Here is a 16,034-nt window from a genome sequence, read left to right on the forward strand (position 1 = left end):
GCTCTCTCTTTCGGTCGGGGGGTCAGGACGTGGGGGCGGCGGCCGGGCGCCCGCCGAGGTACAGCTCGGCGAGCTGGGGGTCGGCGAGCAGCTCGCTGGCCGGGCCGGTGATGTGGACGCGGCCCAGGTCGAGCACGCAGCCGATGTCGGCGGTCTCCAGCGCCCGGCGGGCGTTCTGCTCGACCAGGAGCACGGCGATGCCGGCGTCGCGCATCCGCACCACCTGCTCGAAGACCTTGCTGGTGGTCTTCGGGTCCAGGCCCATGCTGGGCTCGTCGAGCAGCACCACCTTGGGGCTGACCATCAGCGAGCGGGCGAACTCGACCTGCTTCTGCTGGCCACCCGACAGGGCGCCGGCGAGGTCGTGCCAGCGCTCGGCGACGACCGGGAAGAGCGTCTTGACGAAGTCGGTGCGCTCGGCGATGGCGGCCTTGTCGCGCACGGTGTAGGCACCGAGACCGACGTTCTCCGCGACTGTCATCTCCTTGAAGACCGAGTGACCCTGGAGCACGTGGGAGAGCCCGGAGCGGATCATGTCCTGCGGGCCGTTGCGGGTGACGTCGACGCCGTCGACAGTGATCCGGCCCGAGCGCGGGGTCAGCATCCCGCTGGCGACCTTGAGCACCGTCGACTTGCCGGCGCCGTTGGGGCCGACCAGGCAGACGATGCTGGACGGCGGCACCCGCACGGTGAGCCCGCGCAGCACCAGCGCCGCCCGGCCGTAGCCGGCCTCGATGTCGGTCAGGTCGAGGAGGTACTCGCCCGCAGCAGCAGGGCCGGCGGGGCTGGCGGGGCCCGCGGGGCCGGGGGGCGAGGGGACGTCAGATGCCAAGGTAGGCCTCCAGGACTCGCGGGTCGGCCTGCACCTCGGCGGGCGTCCCCTCGGCGATCGGACGGCCGCGGTCGAAGACCACGACGTGGTCGGAGAGGCTCATCACCATCTCCATGTTGTGCTCGACGATGATGAACGTGCGGCCCTCGGCGTTGAGCTCGCGGACGAGCGTGCCGATCCGGCCGATCAGCGCCGGGTTCACGCCGCCGGCGGGCTCGTCGAGCATGATCGTCTCCGGGTCGGTCATCAGCACCCCGGCCAGCTCCAGCAGCTTCTGCTGGCCGTAGGAGATGTCGCGCGCCTCGGAGCGCTCCAGGTGGTCGATGCCGACCCGGCGCAGCAGCTCGCGCGCCTTGGCCATGTCGTCGGCGTTGCGGGACCCGCGCAGCCGGTGGACCAGGCCCTCCGGCCGGACCCCCACGAGCATGTTCTCGAGCACTGTCATCCGCGGGAAGATCCGGCACAGCTGGAAGCTGCGCCCGACGCCGGCCGCGGCGATCCGGTGCGGCGCCTTGCCGGTGATGTCCGCGCCCTGGTAGCTGACCGACCCGCCGTCCGGCTTGATCATCCCGGTCACGCAGTTGAAGAACGTGGTCTTCCCGGAGCCGTTCGGGCCGATCAGCGCGTTGATCCGGCCGGCCTGGAAGGTGACGGTGGCGCCGTCGACGGCGTGGACGCCGCCGAAGGACTTGCGCAGCTCGACGGTCTCGAGCGTGCGGGTGGCCGGTGGGGCCGCGGTGGCGCTCATCGGCCGACCTCCTCGATCTCGCGGTCTGCCGGGTCGGTGGTCCCGTCCCGGTCGTTCTCGAGGGCCCGGTTGTGCTCGAGCAGCTCGCCGGCCGTCATCTCCCGGATCGAGGTGGCCTGCGGCCGGAACCGGTTGACCAGCGACCCGAGGGCCGGCAGCACGCCGTCGGGCATGAAGAGCACGACGAGCGCGAGCAGCAGCCCGAGCGCGACCAGGTGGAACTGGGTGTCGCCGTACTGCGCCTTGAAGAACTCCAGCGCGTAGCCCACGATCACCGCCCCGACCACCGGGCCGAGCAGGCTCCGGATGCCGCCGAGCAGCGACATCAGGACCATGTAGGAGCCGACCAGGATCGAGAACTGGAAGATCGGGTCCAGCGACCCGAACCAGAGGGCGTACATGCCGCCGGCCAGCGCCGTGAAGAACGCCGAGATGATGAACACGGCCAGCTTGTAGTTGAACGTCGGCACGCCGAGCGCCTGCGCCTTGTCCTCGTCCTCGCGGATCGCCTTGAGGCCGGTGCCGAAGCGGGAGCGGTCGATGGCCCACCAGACCGCCAGGGCGATGACCACCAGCCCGACGTGGAGGTAGAAGAACCGCTCGTGCTGCTCGGGCCGGAGCACGTCCTGCCCGAACGGACGCGGCACCCGCAGCCCGTTGGAGCCCCCGGTCAAGCTGGCCCAGCTCTGCGAGACGAGCAGCAGGATCAGGACCAGGGCGATCGAGACGATGACGAACGACGCGCCGCGGACGCGCAGCGACGCGATCCCGATGGGCACGGCGAGCACCGCGACCGCGAGCGCCGCGCCGACGAGCGAGAGCCACGGGTTCCAGCCGGCCTCGAGGATCAGCAGCGCGGTGCCGTAGCCGCCCATCCCGGAGTACGCCGCGTGGCCGAGCGAGATGTAGCCGGTGAAGCCGCCGACGAAGTTCCAGGAGACGGCCAGGGCGGCGTAGCTGGCGATGACGACGCCGACGGAGAGGATGAAGGCGTCGGGTGCCAGCTGCGGGAACGCCAGGACCAGGACCGCCGCGGCCAGGAGGGCGACGGCTCGGGCCCCGAGGACCGCCTTGTCGAAGCCGGAGCGGCCGGCCCCGCCGGTGGAAGGGGCGGCGGCCACGGGCGGGCTGCTAGAAGCGCTGGGCAAGACGACCTCCGAAGAATCCCTGGGGGCGGACCATCAAGGTGGCGAACAGGGCGATGTAGAAGACGGTCTGCGCCCACGTCGTGCCGAGCGGGACCTGCAGCAGGCTCTGCGAGACGCCGAGCACCATCGCGGCGATCGCCGCGCCGGGGATGCTGCCCAGGCCGCCGATCACGATGATCGCCATCAGCGGCCCGATCCAGTGCCAGTGCAGCGACGGGTAGATCGTGGAGTCCAGCGAGAGCGCCGTGCCGCCGATGGCGGCGGTGGCCAGGCCCAGGCCGAACCCGAAGCCCGCGATCCGGTCGGTGTTGATGCCGAGCAGGCGCGCGGCCTCCGGGTGCTGGATGGTGGCGCGCAGCGCCTGGCCGAACCTCGTCAGCTTCATCAGCGCCCACAGGCCCAGCAGCGCCACGGCCGCGAGGGCGAAGGCGATCATCTTGACCACGGCGATGTTCGCGCCGAAGAACTCGATGCTGCTGCCGGAGTAGTCCAGCTGGATCCGGCGCTGGGTGCCCGAGAAGAAGTATCCGAGCAGGCCCTCGATCGTCAGCGCGATCGCGAAGGTCAGCAGCACCGACATCATCGTCAGGGTCGCCGGCCGGAGCCGGGCGAGCAGCAGCCGCTGCATGGTGAACCCGACGACGAAGAACAGCGGCACCGTGACCAGCAGCGAGAGCAGCGGGTCCAGGCCGGTCTCGCGCTGGAAGTACCAGGCGAGGTAGGCGGCCAGCACGAGGAACGCCGAGTGGGCGATCATCACGACCCGCATCACGCCGAAGTACAGCGTGAGGCCGGCGGCGAGCAGGGCGTACAGACCCCCGAGCAGCAGCCCGAGGATGATGCTCTGCAGCAGCAGGGAGCCGGACACTCAGATCACCACTGCGGCTTCACGGCGATGAACTCGGCCTCGGCCTGGTCCTCGGGCAGCACGATCCGGATCTCGCCGTCGACGTACTGCTGGATCAGGTGCGCGCTCTCCGGCCGGCCCTCGGCGTCCCAGCTCAGCGGCCCGACGACCGTGTCGACGGTCGCCTCGCGCAGGAAGTCGATCAGCTTCTGCTGGCACTCCTGGGACGGGTCGGCGCACTCGGCGTCCTCGACCGCCGCGGCCACGACCTCGCCGGTCGTCCAGGCGTTCGCCTCGTCCTCCGACGGCGGGGTGCCGTTCTTCTCCGTGTAGAACTCGACGAACTCCTGGTTCTCGGGGTACTTCGCGTCCGGCGTGTAGCCGGTCGGCGAGAGGATGCCCTCGGTCTTGGAGCCGATCGCCTCGGGGAACTCGGGGTTGGTCGGGGCCGTGGAGAAGGCCGCCATCTTCGGCTGGAAGTTGAGCTGCTGGAGGGCGACGATCAGGTTCACCGCGTCCTGGTACTGGGTGCCGCCGACGACGATGTCAGCCTTGCTGTCCGCGACCTTCGCCGCGATGCTGCTGAAGTCGGTGGTGTTCGGCGGGTAGACCTCGTCGGCGACAGTGGTGACCCCGGCCGCCTCCAGCTTGTCCTTGAGGCCGTACGCCGTGCCCTGCGCGAACGGGTCGTCCATCGTGGCGTAGGCGGCCGTCTTGGGCCGCTCGCCCTCCGGCATCGCGATGATCTGCTCGGCCAGCAGGTTGTAGTGGTCGTCGGCGATCGCCGGCGCGGCGTAGAAGAGGTTGTCGAAGCCCTGGGTGAAGACCTCCTCGGCGGCACCGGCCGGCTCCACGAAGAGGAAGCCGTAGTCCTGGGCGACCTGCGCGGCGGGCACGACGAGCCGCGTGGAGAACGGGCCGAAGACCAGGTCGACCTTGTCCTGGTTGATCAGCTTCTCGTAGTCCGAGGCGACCCGGTCGGCACTGGACTGGTCGTCGAGGATCTCCAGGCGGACGTCCTTGCCGAGCAGTCCGCCGTTCTCGTTGACGTAGTCGGCCCAGGCCTCGTAGCCGCGCTGGACCCCCTTGCCGGGCTCGCTGAAGTCGCCGGTCAGCGGCAGCGAGACGCCGATGACGATCTCGTCGTCGCCACCCTCGCCCTCCCCTCCGCCGGAGTCGAGGCCGCACGCACCGAGGGACGCGGCGAGGCTGAGGCAGGCGGTCACGGCGAGGGCGCCGCGCCGTGACTTCCGGTGAGAGAACATCGGGACTCCTCGGTTATGAAAGCGCTTACGTAAGCGGTTACAGTGACGCTACACACATCATTGGCGGTGTGGCAACCGTCACAGCGCGGGAAAATTCCGGGGACCGATGAAACGACCTAGCAACGGGCAGACCAGGCTGATCGACGTGGCCGCCGCGGCCGGCGTCTCGATCGCCACGGCCTCGCGGGCTCTTTCGGGCACCCCCGGGGTCAGCTCCTCGCTGGCCGAGAAGGTGCGGCAGGTGGCCGCCGACCTCGGCTACGTCGCGAACCTGCACGCCCGCTCGCTGGCGAGCGGCTCGACCGAGACCGTGGGCCTGGTCGTGCACGAGATCGGGGACCCGTACTTCTCCGAGATCGCCAGCGGCGTGCTGCGGGTGGCCGTCGCGGAGGGGCGGACCGTGCAGATCTGCCACACCGGGCGGGACCCGGAGGCGGAACTCCACCAGATCCGCTCGCTGGTCGCGAGCCGGGTGGGCGCGATCCTGGTCGCCGGGTCCGGCTTCGTCGACCCCGAGGTCGAGCTGCCGTCGCGGCGAGAGCTGGAGCGGTTCGCCGAGACCGGCGGCCGGGTCGCGGTGATCGGACGCCACCACCTCGGCGTGGACGCCGTACTTCCCGACAACACCGAGGGCGGCCGGGACATCGCCAGCCACGTGCTGGACCTCGGCCACCGCCGACTGGCGGTCATCGCCGGGTCGCGGGAGCTCACGACCGTGACCGACCGGCTGGCCGGCGTGCACGAGGCGATGGCGGCGGCCGGCCTGGATCCCGCGTCGGCGCCGGTTATCGAGGGCGAGTTCACCCGCGAGGGCGGCCGGGTCTGCGCCCGCACAGTCCTGGCCGAGCATCCGGAGACGACAGCGATCCTGGCGCTCAACGACGACATGGCGATCGGCTGCCTCTCCGAGCTGCGCCAGGCCGGGGTCCCGGTGCCCGGCCGGATCTCGGTCACCGGCTTCGACGACGTCGCGGTGGCCGGCGACCTCTCCCCCGGCCTCACCACGGTGCGGCTGCCGATGGCCGAGATGGGCGCGCGGGCCCTGGGCCTGGCGCTGAAGGAGCCCGGCCGGCGACCGCGGCGGCAGCGGATGCCGGCCGAGCTGGTGGTCCGCGACTCCACCGGCCCGGCGCCGACCGGGAAGGGATGAGGCCACCCGTGAGGATCGTGATCGCCAGCGACAAGTTCAAGGGCTCGCTCACCGCCGCCGAGGTCGCCGAGGCGCTGACGGCGGGGCTGCGCCGGGCGGTCCGGGACGTCGTCGTCGAGCGGGTCCCGGTCGCCGACGGCGGCGACGGCACGCTGGCCGCCGCACTCGAGGCGGGTTACGAGCGCTGCCCGGTGACCGTCGACGGCCCGACCGGGGAGCCGGTCGAGACCGCCTTCGCCCGGCAGGGCGACCTGGCGGTCGTGGAGCTCGCGGACGCCTCCGGCCTGCTCCGGCTGCCCGGCGCGTTCGCACCGCTGACGGCGAGCACGATCGGCACCGGCCAGCTCCTGGCGGCCGCGATCGACGCGGGCTGCCGCGACATCGTGCTCGGCGTGGGCGGCAGCTGCTCCACCGAAGGCGGCGCCGGCCTCGCGGTGGGCCTGGGCGCCCGGATCCTGGACGCGTCGGGTAGGCCGCTGCCGCCCGGCGGTGCGGCGCTGGCCTCGGCGGCGGCCCTGGACCTCGCTCCCCTGCGCGCGCGCCTCAGCGGCGTACGGGTCACGCTCGCGTCCGACGTCGACAACCCGTTGCTCGGCCCGTCGGGCGCGGCCGCCGTCTACGGCCCCCAGAAGGGCGCGGCGCCCGACGACGTCGCGGTGCTCGAGAAGGCGCTGACCGTGTGGGCGGAGCTGGTGGCGGAGACGACCGGCCGGGACCTGCGCGCCGGCCCCGGTGCGGGCGCGGCCGGAGGCGCCGGCTTCGGCGCGCTCGCCCTGCTGGACGCCGCGATGCGCCCGGGCGTGGAGACCGTGCTGTCACTGGTCGACTTCGACGCCGCGGTCGCGGACGCGGACCTGGTGATCACCGGCGAGGGCTCTCTCGACGAGCAGACGCTGCACGGCAAGGCCCCCGTCGGCGTCGCCGCCGCCTGCCGCCGCCTCGGCGTACCGGTCGTCGCCGTCTGCGGCCGTACGACGCTCGCGCCTTCCGCTCTCAAGTCCGCGGGCTTCGCCGGGACCTGGGCGCTGACCGACCTGGAGCCGGACCCGGCGCGGTGCATGGTGGACGCACGGACGTTGCTGGAGCGGACCGGCGAGGCGATCGGGGATCAGGTGATGCCTTCCGGCAGGCTCAAGGGCGCCACCGCTCCCTGATCTCGGTAGTCGAGCCGCACGAGGCGGCGCTGCCCACCGCCCAGTCAGACGCACCATCGAACGGCCCCATAACGGACGTCGTCGGACTACGCCGCTGCCACGCGATGGTAGTGGTGTGCCTTGACATGGAAGCCAGTACGACGCCACGGGTGCGGCAGCAGGATCTGCTTGAACAGCGGGTACGCGACGTCGAGGTAGTCGTAAACGCCGCCGCTGTGGAACGGGACCCGCATGGTGCGAGTGTCGGCGTCATACCCGACAGCGCTCAGGTTGTTTGAGACAATTGGTTGCATCCTCACTTTTCTTTCCTCCTCCCTTGGGCCTGTTGATCAATGGTGTAACTGACTTGCGGCGCCGGGTCGCGGGCCAGACCGTCCGAGGCCCATGAGCGAGCTGCGGTTTCCGGGTGCGGCGACGCTGCAGGCACCGAGCGAGGTCGGGGGCGACTTGGACACGGTCAGGTGCCAGCCGCCCCCGAGTGTCACTTCTCGTTGCGGACGCCCTTGTGCTGGTTCGAGCTGCCGTTCATGATGCGACCCGTTGCGGCGTCTCGCTTGAACCAGGTCTTGCCGACCTTGAACTCGCTGCGACTCTTCACCGCGCCGACGCGGTGCCCGCGCCCCGTGTTCTTCGCCATCCGTTCCACCTCCTCCCCGAGAGCCACCGACCGAGGTCTCGATGTCCTCTCACCTAGTAGTCGAGGCAGGTAGCCGGATGTTTAGCGGCACTCCTCGCAGCGACCGTCCTCGAGGAGATGCGGGAGGTACTTCATGCCGCACCCGCCCGCGCACAGGGCCTCCCGCGACGCGCGACGTCCGCATCGGCACTTTCCGCACGTGGGGCAGTACGGTTCCCCGCAGTCCACGCACGGCCACGCACGAACAGTTCGCTCGACCCCGCAACACCGAAAGGTCCCCTCAGGTCGTTGGTCGAAATCGCGGCTTACCTGAGGGTGGAACACGTCAACGCCCCACAGGTCATCGTCGACCAGAACCGCAACGGTGCGGCGGTCCCCCGCATACGCATCGATGTAAAAGTCGGCGCGGCTTCCCCACGATGTCGCCCAGAACGAACGGCGGGTGAACGTCGCGCCGGAGGTCAGCCCACCCAGCGGGTGCGCAGCCGGCAGTGTCTGCCTCGGCCACGGGTGCACCGTCGGCCACCCGTGCTCAGGGTCAGGGTGAACGCTCGCGTACGTGACCACGTTCGTCGCCTGGTCAAGAACGATGACGGCGCCGAGCGTCGGAAGCCGGCCCGCTAGCGCAATGGCGCACGCCGGGACGCTCGCATTCGTGGCTTGGTACAGCTCAGCCACGTGACGTGCTCGCACCGGGCCGGCGCCGATGATGCGCGTCACTATTTCATCGGGGAACAGGAGTCGGGACGCGAGCCGGTCACACAGCGTCTCGAGCGCAACCGCGGCATCGGGCTGGTCAGCCAACCAGTCGATAATGTCATCGATGTCGGCCACCAGAGAGTGGCCGAGTTCGTGCGCCAGCGTGAAGTTCTCTCGCCGGTTCCCGGTGGCCGCGTAAAGGATGACGCCGTCCTTCAGGAACGACACCCCATCGCAAGTGCCGCCGTCGTCGCGCTGCTCGGTGAGATGGTCGGCGGCACGCACCTTCAACCCGAACTCCACGTTCAGGGTCCGGAGCGGGTCAGCGGCAAAGCTCGCCTGAATCGGCTCGTCGACTTCGCCCAAAGCCCGGTCGACACAGTCCTCCATGGTCTCTAACACGAATGATCCCTAGTCGGACTCAAGCGCATCGACAAGACCCTCAACGGCCGACAACATCTGCTCGGCGTTGGGCTGGTCGCCGCGATGAACTGTGGCCAGCATCCGTGCGTGCAGTGCCGACTCGGCCATCTTCTGGGTCATGTTCTGAAGAGCTGCGAACCGCTCGGCCAGACCTCGGAACCGAACTGTTCCGGCGACCTCGTTCGCAACGTCAGCTGCCACGACTTCCGCGCCAGCCCCAGACTTCACAGCCCCACGTGCAGGAGCCGTGAGGCGGTCAGCGTCCGTGTGCAGGACGTCCGCGACAGCGCGCACCAAAGCCGGCGGCACAACCGCGGCCCCACGCGTCTCCCATCCGAGCACGTCGACAGCACTCACCGACCAACCGCGACGGGTCAGGCGGTCAGCCAAAACCGACGCCTTCACCCCGGCACCCGACCGGACACGCTTCAGCGCAGCCGGGTCCAGCTGATACCCAGCATCAGGCACGAGACCCAGCAGCGCAGCTACCGGGTCGTCCTCCAAAGCCGGCGCCCCATGGGCGTCCTCCCACACCAGGTCGGCGACATTCAGCAGACGACGCGCGGCAGCCTGCTCAGCTTCAGGCAGCGTGCTCAACAGACTTTCACGCTCCGCACCTGGAGGCAGCTCCAAGAGCCGCGCCATGCGACCGCTGTCGTCACCGTGCTGCTCTTCATGACTCACAAACTCACCCCCTTCGCTTCCAATATTGTCGCCAACTTCTTGTACGCGGTCGTCTTCAACTGACTGATACGACCAGGCGTCAACCCAAGCTCCCGCGCAATCTGCGCTTGGCTCTGTTCGCCGTAGTACATCCGGCGAACGACCGCACGCTGGTCATCGGGAAGTTCGCTGATAGCCGCACGAGCCGCAGCGACCTTGAGCTCACGCTCCTCGACGGCGACGAACTCGCCCTCCACGTCAACGTCAGCCGCGACAGCGGGCCGCTCCGAGAGCTCAATGACATCCGGACCGGCATACCTGGTCTCCCCAAGCTTCCCCACGTCGATAGCGCGACGTTTCACCGTCGACACCAACAACGCGACCCAACTCGACACCTGTGCCGGCGGGTGCCGCCACACCGACAGAACCGCCTCCTGCACTACGTCCGGCGCATGCGACTCCAGGCCAAAGGGACGCAACGCCGCCGCGGCAACTCGATGCAGCATGTCCCGGTTCTCGGCGTAGGCCACCTCAAAGTCGGGAACGCCACCCGACTCGGGTCGCTCGCCTGGCTCTTCGTCCCCGTCACCGCTACTGGTCCCGCCTGAGCTCATCGCACCGTCACCTCGGATTAGGTCCGCAACCGCCGCACACACCCACGTCGCAAAGGGCGCATACCGAGCAGTCGACGCAGCCCACTCGACGTTTAGCCGACACCCTCGAATTCTCCGGCAACCCCGGGTCGCTAGCCGTAAGACGCGCGCAAATTCGGGTGTAGGCCTATACAACTCACCGGCACCCGTTCAACCTCCTCTCGTTCGGAGGGGTCTGCTAGACGGCGGGTGGCATCTACAGGCGAGTCGCCTGACCTGTATCAAACCCCTGCGTCCTTCCGCCGCGATGGGGCGTCCCGGTCGGGCCGGGGTGCCAGGGGCGGTCTAACACCGTCGGTGGAAGGCGATCTTCCCGCCCGACAGCACCCTGGTCTCGTACGCAGGGTCGTGGGCGCGGGCGTGGTGGCGGGGGCAGAGCAGGCGGCCGTTGGTCAGGCTGGTCTCGCCGCCGAGGTGCCAGGGGATGACGTGGTGGCCGTGGCACAGGCCGGGTGGCCAGTCGCATCCTTCGGCGGTGCAGCCGCCGTCACGTAGGCCCATCGCGGTCCGCTGGGCCTTGGTGAACAGCCGGCGGGTGCGGCCCACGTCGAGGGGCTGGCCGGCGCCGTCGAGGACGGCGGGGATGATCCCGGCCTCGCACGCCAGCCGCCTCGCCTCGGAGGCGGAGATGGTCTCGCCGGTGGCCAGCTGCGCGGCCCGGAGTCCGCCGACCAGCGACTCCATCTCCATCGTGACCACGATCGTGGCCGCGACGCCGCCGGCGTCGGGGAGCCGATCGACCGGGTAGCGCTCCACGTACTCGCAGAACGCCTGACCCATCCGCTCCGGACCCGGCCGCCGCTCACCGGCCCCAGTTCCGGCGCCGTTCACGGCGTGCTGGTGCTTGGGGGCGGCGATCGCCAGCAGCGCGGTGCGGAGCATTGCCGCGTGGTGGGTCGGGATCGTGAACCGGCCATAAGTCTTGCCGTGTCCGTCGTCGGACATCGTGAGCCGGGCGGCGGCGCGGGCGGCGGCCTCCTCCCGCTCCAGTCGGGCGGCCTCCACTGCGTCGGCGTGCTCGGGGGCGATGACCTCGATCAGCCGCTTGCCCAGTCTGCGCAGCGCGATGGCGTCGTGGTGGCGGGCCTGGCCGAGGAGGAACTCCTCGGCCCGCACCCGGGCGTCCTCGTCGACGTACTCCGCGGGAAGGTCCTCGACCGCGTCCACGATCACCTGGGCCTGGTCCAGGTTGACCCGGCCCGCGGCGAGGGCATCCCGGACCGGGTCGTGGCGCGGCGTGTCCAAGGCCCGGGCCAGCCGCATCAACCGGTGTGCCTCCGGGCGGGTCAACCGTGCCTCGTGGGCCCACCAGTTCGCCGTACTCGTCGCGCCCACAGCGGCGCCGGTCTCGACGGTGTGGGCCTGGGCCGCGACCCGGAGCCGCAGCTCGTGGAGTCGCGCGATCTCGGACGTCAGATCCAGCAGCGCGGCCCCCGCCTCGGCCGCGTCCAGCGACCACACCGGAGCCTCGGCCACCCCGTCCAACGCCTCCTGCACGTACGCCACCGCCCGGGCCACCGGATGCCCAGATCGAGGTGCGAACGCTGCCGTCATGTGACCTACTACACCACCGACCACCGACAGTTCTGATCGGCTGTTCCCCCAGGTCAGACCCCCTGTGGACAACTGCCGAACCGGGCCGAGACAGCGACGCTTGCCCCCCGCCTCCCGGGGTACGGGGAGCCATGAGAGAGCCGCCCGAGCGACCTGCCCAGCCCGGCGCCGAGACGCACGTCGCCCAGGACGTCGCCGGGAGCCCCCACGCTGCCGGGGAGCTCGTCATCGCGGAGCCCGGCGAGGTCTGAGGGGCGCTGCCCGGTCATGCCCGCTGACGCCGTGACGCTGGTGGTGCCGGGGCCGCTGCAGTTCTTCCTGCCGGCCAAGCACCGGGGCGCGGAGCAGGTGCTGCCGGCGGACGGCACCTCCACGGTCGGGCACCTGCTCGCCTCGCTCGGCGTGCCCCGGACCGAGGTCGGCGAGCTGCGGGCGGGCGGCGTACCGGTGCCGCTGTCCTACCGCCCGGCGCCCGGTGACCGGATCGAGGTCGCCGCGGCACGCCGGCCGCAGGCCGCGCCGACGTCACCTCCCCGGTTCGTGCTCGACGTCCACCTCGGCACCCTGGCCCGCCGGCTGCGGCTGCTCGGCCTGGACACGGCGTACGCCGCGAACGCCGACGACGACGAGCTGCTCGAGACGTCGCTGCGCGAGCAGCGGATCCTGCTCACCCGGGACCGGGGACTGCTGCACCGCCGCGCCCTGCGCTGGGGCGCGCACGTCAACACCCAGGTGCCCGACGACCAGCTGCGCGAGGTGCTCGCGCGCTTCGCGCCGCCGCTGGCGCCGGGGACCCGGTGCCCCTCGTGCAACGGCGAGCTGCACGCCGTCCCGAAGACCGAGGTCGAGTCGCTGCTGCGACCCGGCACCCGGCGCAGCTACGAGACGTTCCACCGCTGTGCGGCCTGCGGGCAGGTCTACTGGGACGGCGCTCACGGCACCCGGCTGCGCCGCATCGTCGACGCGGCGACCGGCTGAGCCCGGGCGAGGTTGCGGGCTGTTGTCGACGGTGTCGACCCCGAGTTCGTCATCGAGCCGGCCCGATGACGACGCTCGTCGTCACCACGCGAGCTCCCCGTCCTCGTCGCTCAGGGTGCCGGTCGGCCCGTCCGGGCCGAGGGTCGCCATCCGGACGACGACCCGGGCGCTCTCCTCGACGGGCCGCCCGCCCGCCATCCCCGCGGTCATGTCGGTGGCGGTGAAGCCCGGCTCGACGGCGTTGAACCTGATGCCGGGCTCGGCCTTCGCGTACTGGAGCGTGAGCATGGTGGCCGCCGACTTCGACGCCGCATAGAGCGGGGCGACGATGCCGTGCTCGGCACGCTCGGGGTTCGTGGTCGCCCAGAACGACCCCATGCTGCTGGAGACGGTGACCACCACCGGGTGCTCGGAGCGGCGCAGCAGCGGGAGCGCCGCCGTGGTGACCCGGACGATGCCGACCACATTGGTGTCGAAGACGCCCAGCGCCGTCGGACCGTCGGGGTCCGGGTCGGTGTTCATGACTCCCGCGTTGTGGACCAGCACGTCGAGCCGGCCCTCGGCCTCCTCGATCGTGGCCAGGGCGGCGCGCACCGACGCCTCGTCGGCGACGTCGAGCTGGACGAACCGTGCGCCCAGCGCGGCGGCGGCCTTCCCGCCCCGCTCGGCGTCGCGCGCGCCGACGTACACCTCGTGGCCGAGGTCGAGGAGCTGGCGGGCGGTGGCGAAGCCGATGCCCTTGTTCGCGCCGGTGATCAGGGTGACGGTCATGGGAGTCCTTCCGTGGGGATGCCCCGGGTGGGCAGGACGCGACGCTAGGCGCGCTCGCGGCCGGCAGGCAGGACCCCGTCGGGCCGGGGGAGCGACAGGACCCCCCTTCGGGACCCGTTGCGGTCCTAGGCTGAGGCGTGCCCACTCGACCGAACGTCCTCGGCGACTACCTGCGCGCCCGGCGCGGCCTGGTCTCCCCGCAGCAGGTCGGGATCCCCGACGCCGGCACGCGACGCGTCCCCGGCCTGCGCCGCGAGGAGGTGGCGATGCTGGCCGGGATCAGCGCCGACTACTACCTGCGTCTCGAGCGTGGCCGCGACCGCAACCCCTCGACCCAGGTCCTGGAGGCGATCGCCCGGGTGCTCCAGCTCGACCAGGCCCACCTCGCCTACCTGCGGACGCTGGCGTGCGACGGGCCGGCGCCGCGACGCCGCCGCCCGCACCCGGAGACCGTTCCGCCCGGGGTGGCCACGCTGGTGGCCTCGCTGCCCCACCCGGCGTACGTGGAGGGGCGCTACTTCGACATCCTGGTGGCGAACGGGTGGGCGCGGGCCCTCTCCCCGCGCCTGGTCGTGGGTGGCAACCAGCTGCGCGACCTCTTCCTCGACCCGGCCGAGCAGGCGCTCCACCCGGACTGGCACGGCTCCACCGCCTGCCTGGCCGCCAACCTGCGGCACGCCGTCGGCACCGACACCGGCGACCCGCGCTTCATCGAGCTGGCGGGCGAGCTGTCGCTGGCGAGCCCGCGGTTCAGCGACCTGTGGGCACGCCATGACGTGAAGACGCAGTTCGGCGCGCCGATGCGATTCGACCATCCACAGGTGGGCGAGATGACGCTGAACCGGGAGCGGCTCAGCGTCGACGGGACCGACGGCCTGCACCTCGTGGTCTTCCACCCCGACCCCGGCACCGAGAGCGCGGAGAAGCTGGCCCTGCTGATCTCGGCGGCCGTGCCCTCGAGCGACGTCCCGCCCCGGGAGCGCACCGGCGCCTGAGGGCGGTGCCGCTAACCGCGCGCCGTCACCCGGATCCGGGCGCCCTCCCGCGGCACGCTGGTGATGTTGCGGACCTTCGGGCGGTCCGCGCCCACCGCCGCGACGTCGTACGCCGTGAGCACCTCGCGCAGCACGGCCACGCCCTCCATCTGCGCGAACCCCGCGCCGAGGCAGCGGCGGACCCCGCCCCCGAACGGGATCCAGGAGTTCGGCGGCGGGCTCGAGCCCAGGAACCGCTCGGGGCGGAAGGCCGCCGGCTCCGGATAGCTCTCCGGGCTGCGGTGGGCGAGCAGGATCGAGGCCCCGACCGAGGTGCCGGCGGGGAGCTCCCAGCCGCCGATCGTGGCGGGGCTCATCAGGGTCCGCACCACCATCGGGATCACCGGGTGCAGCCGCATCGACTCCTTCAGGACCGCCTCGAGCCAGGCGTCACCCTCCGCCTCGTCCGCCGCGTCCGCGGCCTCCTGGGTACGCCGCAGCAGCGCGCGGTCGCGGCCCAGCTCGTAGAGCGCCCAGGCCAGCGCCGTCGCGGTGGTCTCGTGGCCGGCCAGCAGCAGCGTGACCAACTGGTCGCGCAGCTCGGTGTCACTGAGCTGCTGGCGCAGCTCGGTGTCACTGAGCTGCTGGCGCAGCTCGGTGTCGCTCAGCCGCTCCTCGGGCGCACCCTCCTCGCCCTGCCCGATCAGCCGGGACAGCACGTCGGTGCGCGCGGCCAGGTCCGGCGCCCGGCGACGCTCGCGGATCTCGGCGTACATCAGCCGGTCCAGCTCGCGCTGGTTGTCGACAGTCCGCTTCCAGGGGCCGAAGCGCTGCAGCCGCGGATAGCCCCAGCCCAGCAGGATCGCGGGGCTGATGTCGACGGTGGCGTTGACCCGGGGCCGCAGGGCGGCCAGCCGATCGGCGTCGGTGACACCGAAGACCACCCGCAGGATGACCTCCAGGGTCAGCGCGTTCATCCGGTCCAGCGACCGGAACGGGACCCCGGTGGCCCAGTGGGCGACCTCGTCGCGGGCCAGGTCGGCGACCAGCCCGCGGTAGCCGCGCAGCGCCTGGCCGTGGAAGGCCGGCATCAGCAGCTTGCGGGCGCGCTGGTGCTCGGCTCCGTCCTGGAGCAGCAGCGAGTGCTCGCCCATGACCGGGCCGAGGATCGCGTTGCCCTTCCCGGCGTGGAACGTGGCGGGGTCGGCGGCGAAGATCTCCCGGGCCTGCTCGGGACGGGTGAAGAAGACCAGCGGCCGGCCCCCGGGCACCAGCCGGACCGTGAAGGCGTCGCCGTACCGGCGGTGCAGCCAGGGCTGGAACTGGTGCCGGAAGCGCAGCACCGCCGCGCTCTGCACCAGGACCGGCAGCCGCGGGCCGGGCGGCAGCCCGCTGGTGTCCACCGGCACGCGCGGCCCGCGCCCCCGCCCGCTCATCCGCCGGAACCGCTGCGCGGTGAGCTCGCTGGTGTCCGGTTCGGCGGGGTTCGGGGGATCCTGGACGGTCGCCACGTCGTCATGCTCGACCCGCTGTTGAAC

General features: G+C 71.5%; 17 protein-coding genes. 4 read left to right on the forward strand and 13 right to left on the reverse strand.

What is annotated here, in order from left to right:
* Positions 1 to 22: 22 nt before the first annotated feature.
* The 5 genes from EBO35_RS17995 to EBO35_RS18015 are packed head-to-tail and all read right to left on the reverse strand — an operon-like array spanning position 23 to position 4,840.
* Positions 23 to 832, reverse strand: a complete 810-nt coding sequence (locus tag EBO35_RS17995) for an ABC transporter ATP-binding protein (RefSeq protein ID WP_122818945.1) — start codon at positions 830 to 832, stop codon at positions 23 to 25.
* Positions 822 to 1,580, reverse strand: coding sequence for an ABC transporter ATP-binding protein (locus EBO35_RS18000; RefSeq protein ID WP_122818946.1), 759 nt, complete (start codon positions 1,578 to 1,580; stop codon positions 822 to 824). The genes EBO35_RS17995 and EBO35_RS18000 overlap by 11 nt, the downstream gene beginning before the upstream one ends.
* Positions 1,577 to 2,701 (reverse strand): branched-chain amino acid ABC transporter permease, encoded by a 1,125-nt coding sequence (locus EBO35_RS18005; protein WP_122818947.1) that lies wholly within the window; start codon positions 2,699 to 2,701, stop codon positions 1,577 to 1,579. The genes EBO35_RS18000 and EBO35_RS18005 overlap by 4 nt, the downstream gene beginning before the upstream one ends.
* Positions 2,702 to 2,711: 10 nt before the next feature.
* On the reverse strand, positions 2,712 to 3,596 hold the full coding sequence (locus EBO35_RS18010; protein WP_122818948.1) for a branched-chain amino acid ABC transporter permease: 885 nt from the start codon (positions 3,594 to 3,596) through the stop codon (positions 2,712 to 2,714).
* A gap of 5 nt (positions 3,597 to 3,601) precedes the next feature.
* Positions 3,602 to 4,840, reverse strand: a complete 1,239-nt coding sequence (locus EBO35_RS18015) for an amino acid ABC transporter substrate-binding protein (RefSeq protein ID WP_122818949.1) — start codon at positions 4,838 to 4,840, stop codon at positions 3,602 to 3,604.
* A 106-nt stretch (positions 4,841 to 4,946) separates the two neighbouring features.
* Here EBO35_RS18015 and EBO35_RS18020 point away from each other — a divergent pair, with 106 nt between their 5' ends.
* On the forward strand, positions 4,947 to 5,990 hold the full coding sequence (locus EBO35_RS18020) for a LacI family DNA-binding transcriptional regulator (RefSeq protein WP_122818950.1): 1,044 nt from the start codon (positions 4,947 to 4,949) through the stop codon (positions 5,988 to 5,990).
* A gap of 8 nt (positions 5,991 to 5,998) precedes the next feature.
* The gene (locus EBO35_RS18025; protein WP_206422605.1) at positions 5,999 to 7,144 is read left to right on the forward strand and encodes a glycerate kinase; all 1,146 of its coding nucleotides are present in this window, start codon (positions 5,999 to 6,001) and stop codon (positions 7,142 to 7,144) included.
* Positions 7,145 to 7,230: 86 nt separating this feature from the next.
* Here the strand turns inward: EBO35_RS18025 and EBO35_RS18030 are convergent, their stop codons facing one another.
* The 6 genes from EBO35_RS18030 to EBO35_RS18050 all read right to left on the reverse strand — a co-directional run bounded on the left by EBO35_RS18030 (position 7,231) and on the right by EBO35_RS18050 (position 11,773).
* Complete coding sequence (locus tag EBO35_RS18030) at positions 7,231 to 7,437, reverse strand: KTSC domain-containing protein (RefSeq protein ID WP_263457663.1); 207 nt, start codon at positions 7,435 to 7,437, stop codon at positions 7,231 to 7,233.
* Between the two features lie 188 nt (positions 7,438 to 7,625).
* Positions 7,626 to 7,781, reverse strand: coding sequence for a hypothetical protein (locus tag EBO35_RS19630; RefSeq protein WP_164478036.1), 156 nt, complete (start codon positions 7,779 to 7,781; stop codon positions 7,626 to 7,628).
* Positions 7,782 to 7,862: 81 nt separating this feature from the next.
* A complete protein-coding gene (locus tag EBO35_RS18035; protein ID WP_122818953.1) occupies positions 7,863 to 8,882 on the reverse strand; it encodes an ImmA/IrrE family metallo-endopeptidase in 1,020 nt (339 codons plus the stop codon).
* A gap of 9 nt (positions 8,883 to 8,891) precedes the next feature.
* Positions 8,892 to 9,587, reverse strand: coding sequence for a hypothetical protein (locus tag EBO35_RS18040; RefSeq protein WP_122818954.1), 696 nt, complete (start codon positions 9,585 to 9,587; stop codon positions 8,892 to 8,894).
* Positions 9,584 to 10,096 (reverse strand): sigma-70 family RNA polymerase sigma factor, encoded by a 513-nt coding sequence (locus EBO35_RS18045; protein WP_164478037.1) that lies wholly within the window; start codon positions 10,094 to 10,096, stop codon positions 9,584 to 9,586. Before EBO35_RS18045 ends, EBO35_RS18040 begins: the two co-directional genes overlap by 4 nt.
* 408 nt (positions 10,097 to 10,504) lie before the next feature.
* On the reverse strand, positions 10,505 to 11,773 hold the full coding sequence (locus EBO35_RS18050; protein ID WP_122818956.1) for an HNH endonuclease signature motif containing protein: 1,269 nt from the start codon (positions 11,771 to 11,773) through the stop codon (positions 10,505 to 10,507).
* A gap of 267 nt (positions 11,774 to 12,040) precedes the next feature.
* On the opposite strand from EBO35_RS18050, the gene EBO35_RS18055 reads away from it, so the two are divergent.
* The gene (locus tag EBO35_RS18055; protein ID WP_122818957.1) at positions 12,041 to 12,751 is read left to right on the forward strand and encodes a Mut7-C RNAse domain-containing protein; all 711 of its coding nucleotides are present in this window, start codon (positions 12,041 to 12,043) and stop codon (positions 12,749 to 12,751) included.
* An 81-nt stretch (positions 12,752 to 12,832) separates the two neighbouring features.
* Here the strand turns inward: EBO35_RS18055 and EBO35_RS18060 are convergent, their stop codons facing one another.
* Positions 12,833 to 13,522 (reverse strand): SDR family NAD(P)-dependent oxidoreductase, encoded by a 690-nt coding sequence (locus EBO35_RS18060; RefSeq protein WP_122818958.1) that lies wholly within the window; start codon positions 13,520 to 13,522, stop codon positions 12,833 to 12,835.
* Positions 13,523 to 13,659: 137 nt separating this feature from the next.
* Here EBO35_RS18060 and EBO35_RS18065 point away from each other — a divergent pair, with 137 nt between their 5' ends.
* Positions 13,660 to 14,517, forward strand: coding sequence for a helix-turn-helix domain-containing protein (locus tag EBO35_RS18065; protein WP_122818959.1), 858 nt, complete (start codon positions 13,660 to 13,662; stop codon positions 14,515 to 14,517).
* 11 nt (positions 14,518 to 14,528) lie between these two features.
* On the opposite strand, the gene EBO35_RS18070 is transcribed toward EBO35_RS18065, so the two are convergent.
* Entirely contained in the window at positions 14,529 to 16,007 is a 1,479-nt protein-coding gene (locus EBO35_RS18070) for a cytochrome P450 (RefSeq protein ID WP_241153766.1), read from the reverse strand.
* Positions 16,008 to 16,034 lie beyond the last annotated feature (27 nt).

The organism is Nocardioides pantholopis (genome assembly GCF_003710085.1).
GTDB lineage: Bacteria > Actinomycetota > Actinomycetes > Propionibacteriales > Nocardioidaceae > Nocardioides > Nocardioides pantholopis.

What these genes read in the sequence shown, in the direction of transcription:
- EBO35_RS19630 (WP_164478036.1), bottom strand. Translation starts at nt 7,781, where the DNA reads ATGGCGAAGAACACGGGGCGCGGGCACCGCGTCGGCGCGGTGAAGAGT.
- EBO35_RS18055 (WP_122818957.1), top strand. Translation starts at nt 12,041, where the DNA reads ATGCCCGCTGACGCCGTGACGCTGGTGGTGCCGGGGCCGCTGCAGTTC.
- EBO35_RS18030 (WP_263457663.1), bottom strand. Translation starts at nt 7,437, where the DNA reads ATGCAACCAATTGTCTCAAACAACCTGAGCGCTGTCGGGTATGACGCC.
- EBO35_RS18020 (WP_122818950.1), top strand. Translation starts at nt 4,947, where the DNA reads ATGAAACGACCTAGCAACGGGCAGACCAGGCTGATCGACGTGGCCGCC.
- EBO35_RS18060 (WP_122818958.1), bottom strand. Translation starts at nt 13,522, where the DNA reads ATGACCGTCACCCTGATCACCGGCGCGAACAAGGGCATCGGCTTCGCC.
- EBO35_RS18050 (WP_122818956.1), bottom strand. Translation starts at nt 11,773, where the DNA reads ATGACGGCAGCGTTCGCACCTCGATCTGGGCATCCGGTGGCCCGGGCG.
- EBO35_RS18015 (WP_122818949.1), bottom strand. Translation starts at nt 4,840, where the DNA reads ATGTTCTCTCACCGGAAGTCACGGCGCGGCGCCCTCGCCGTGACCGCC.
- EBO35_RS18000 (WP_122818946.1), bottom strand. Translation starts at nt 1,580, where the DNA reads ATGAGCGCCACCGCGGCCCCACCGGCCACCCGCACGCTCGAGACCGTC.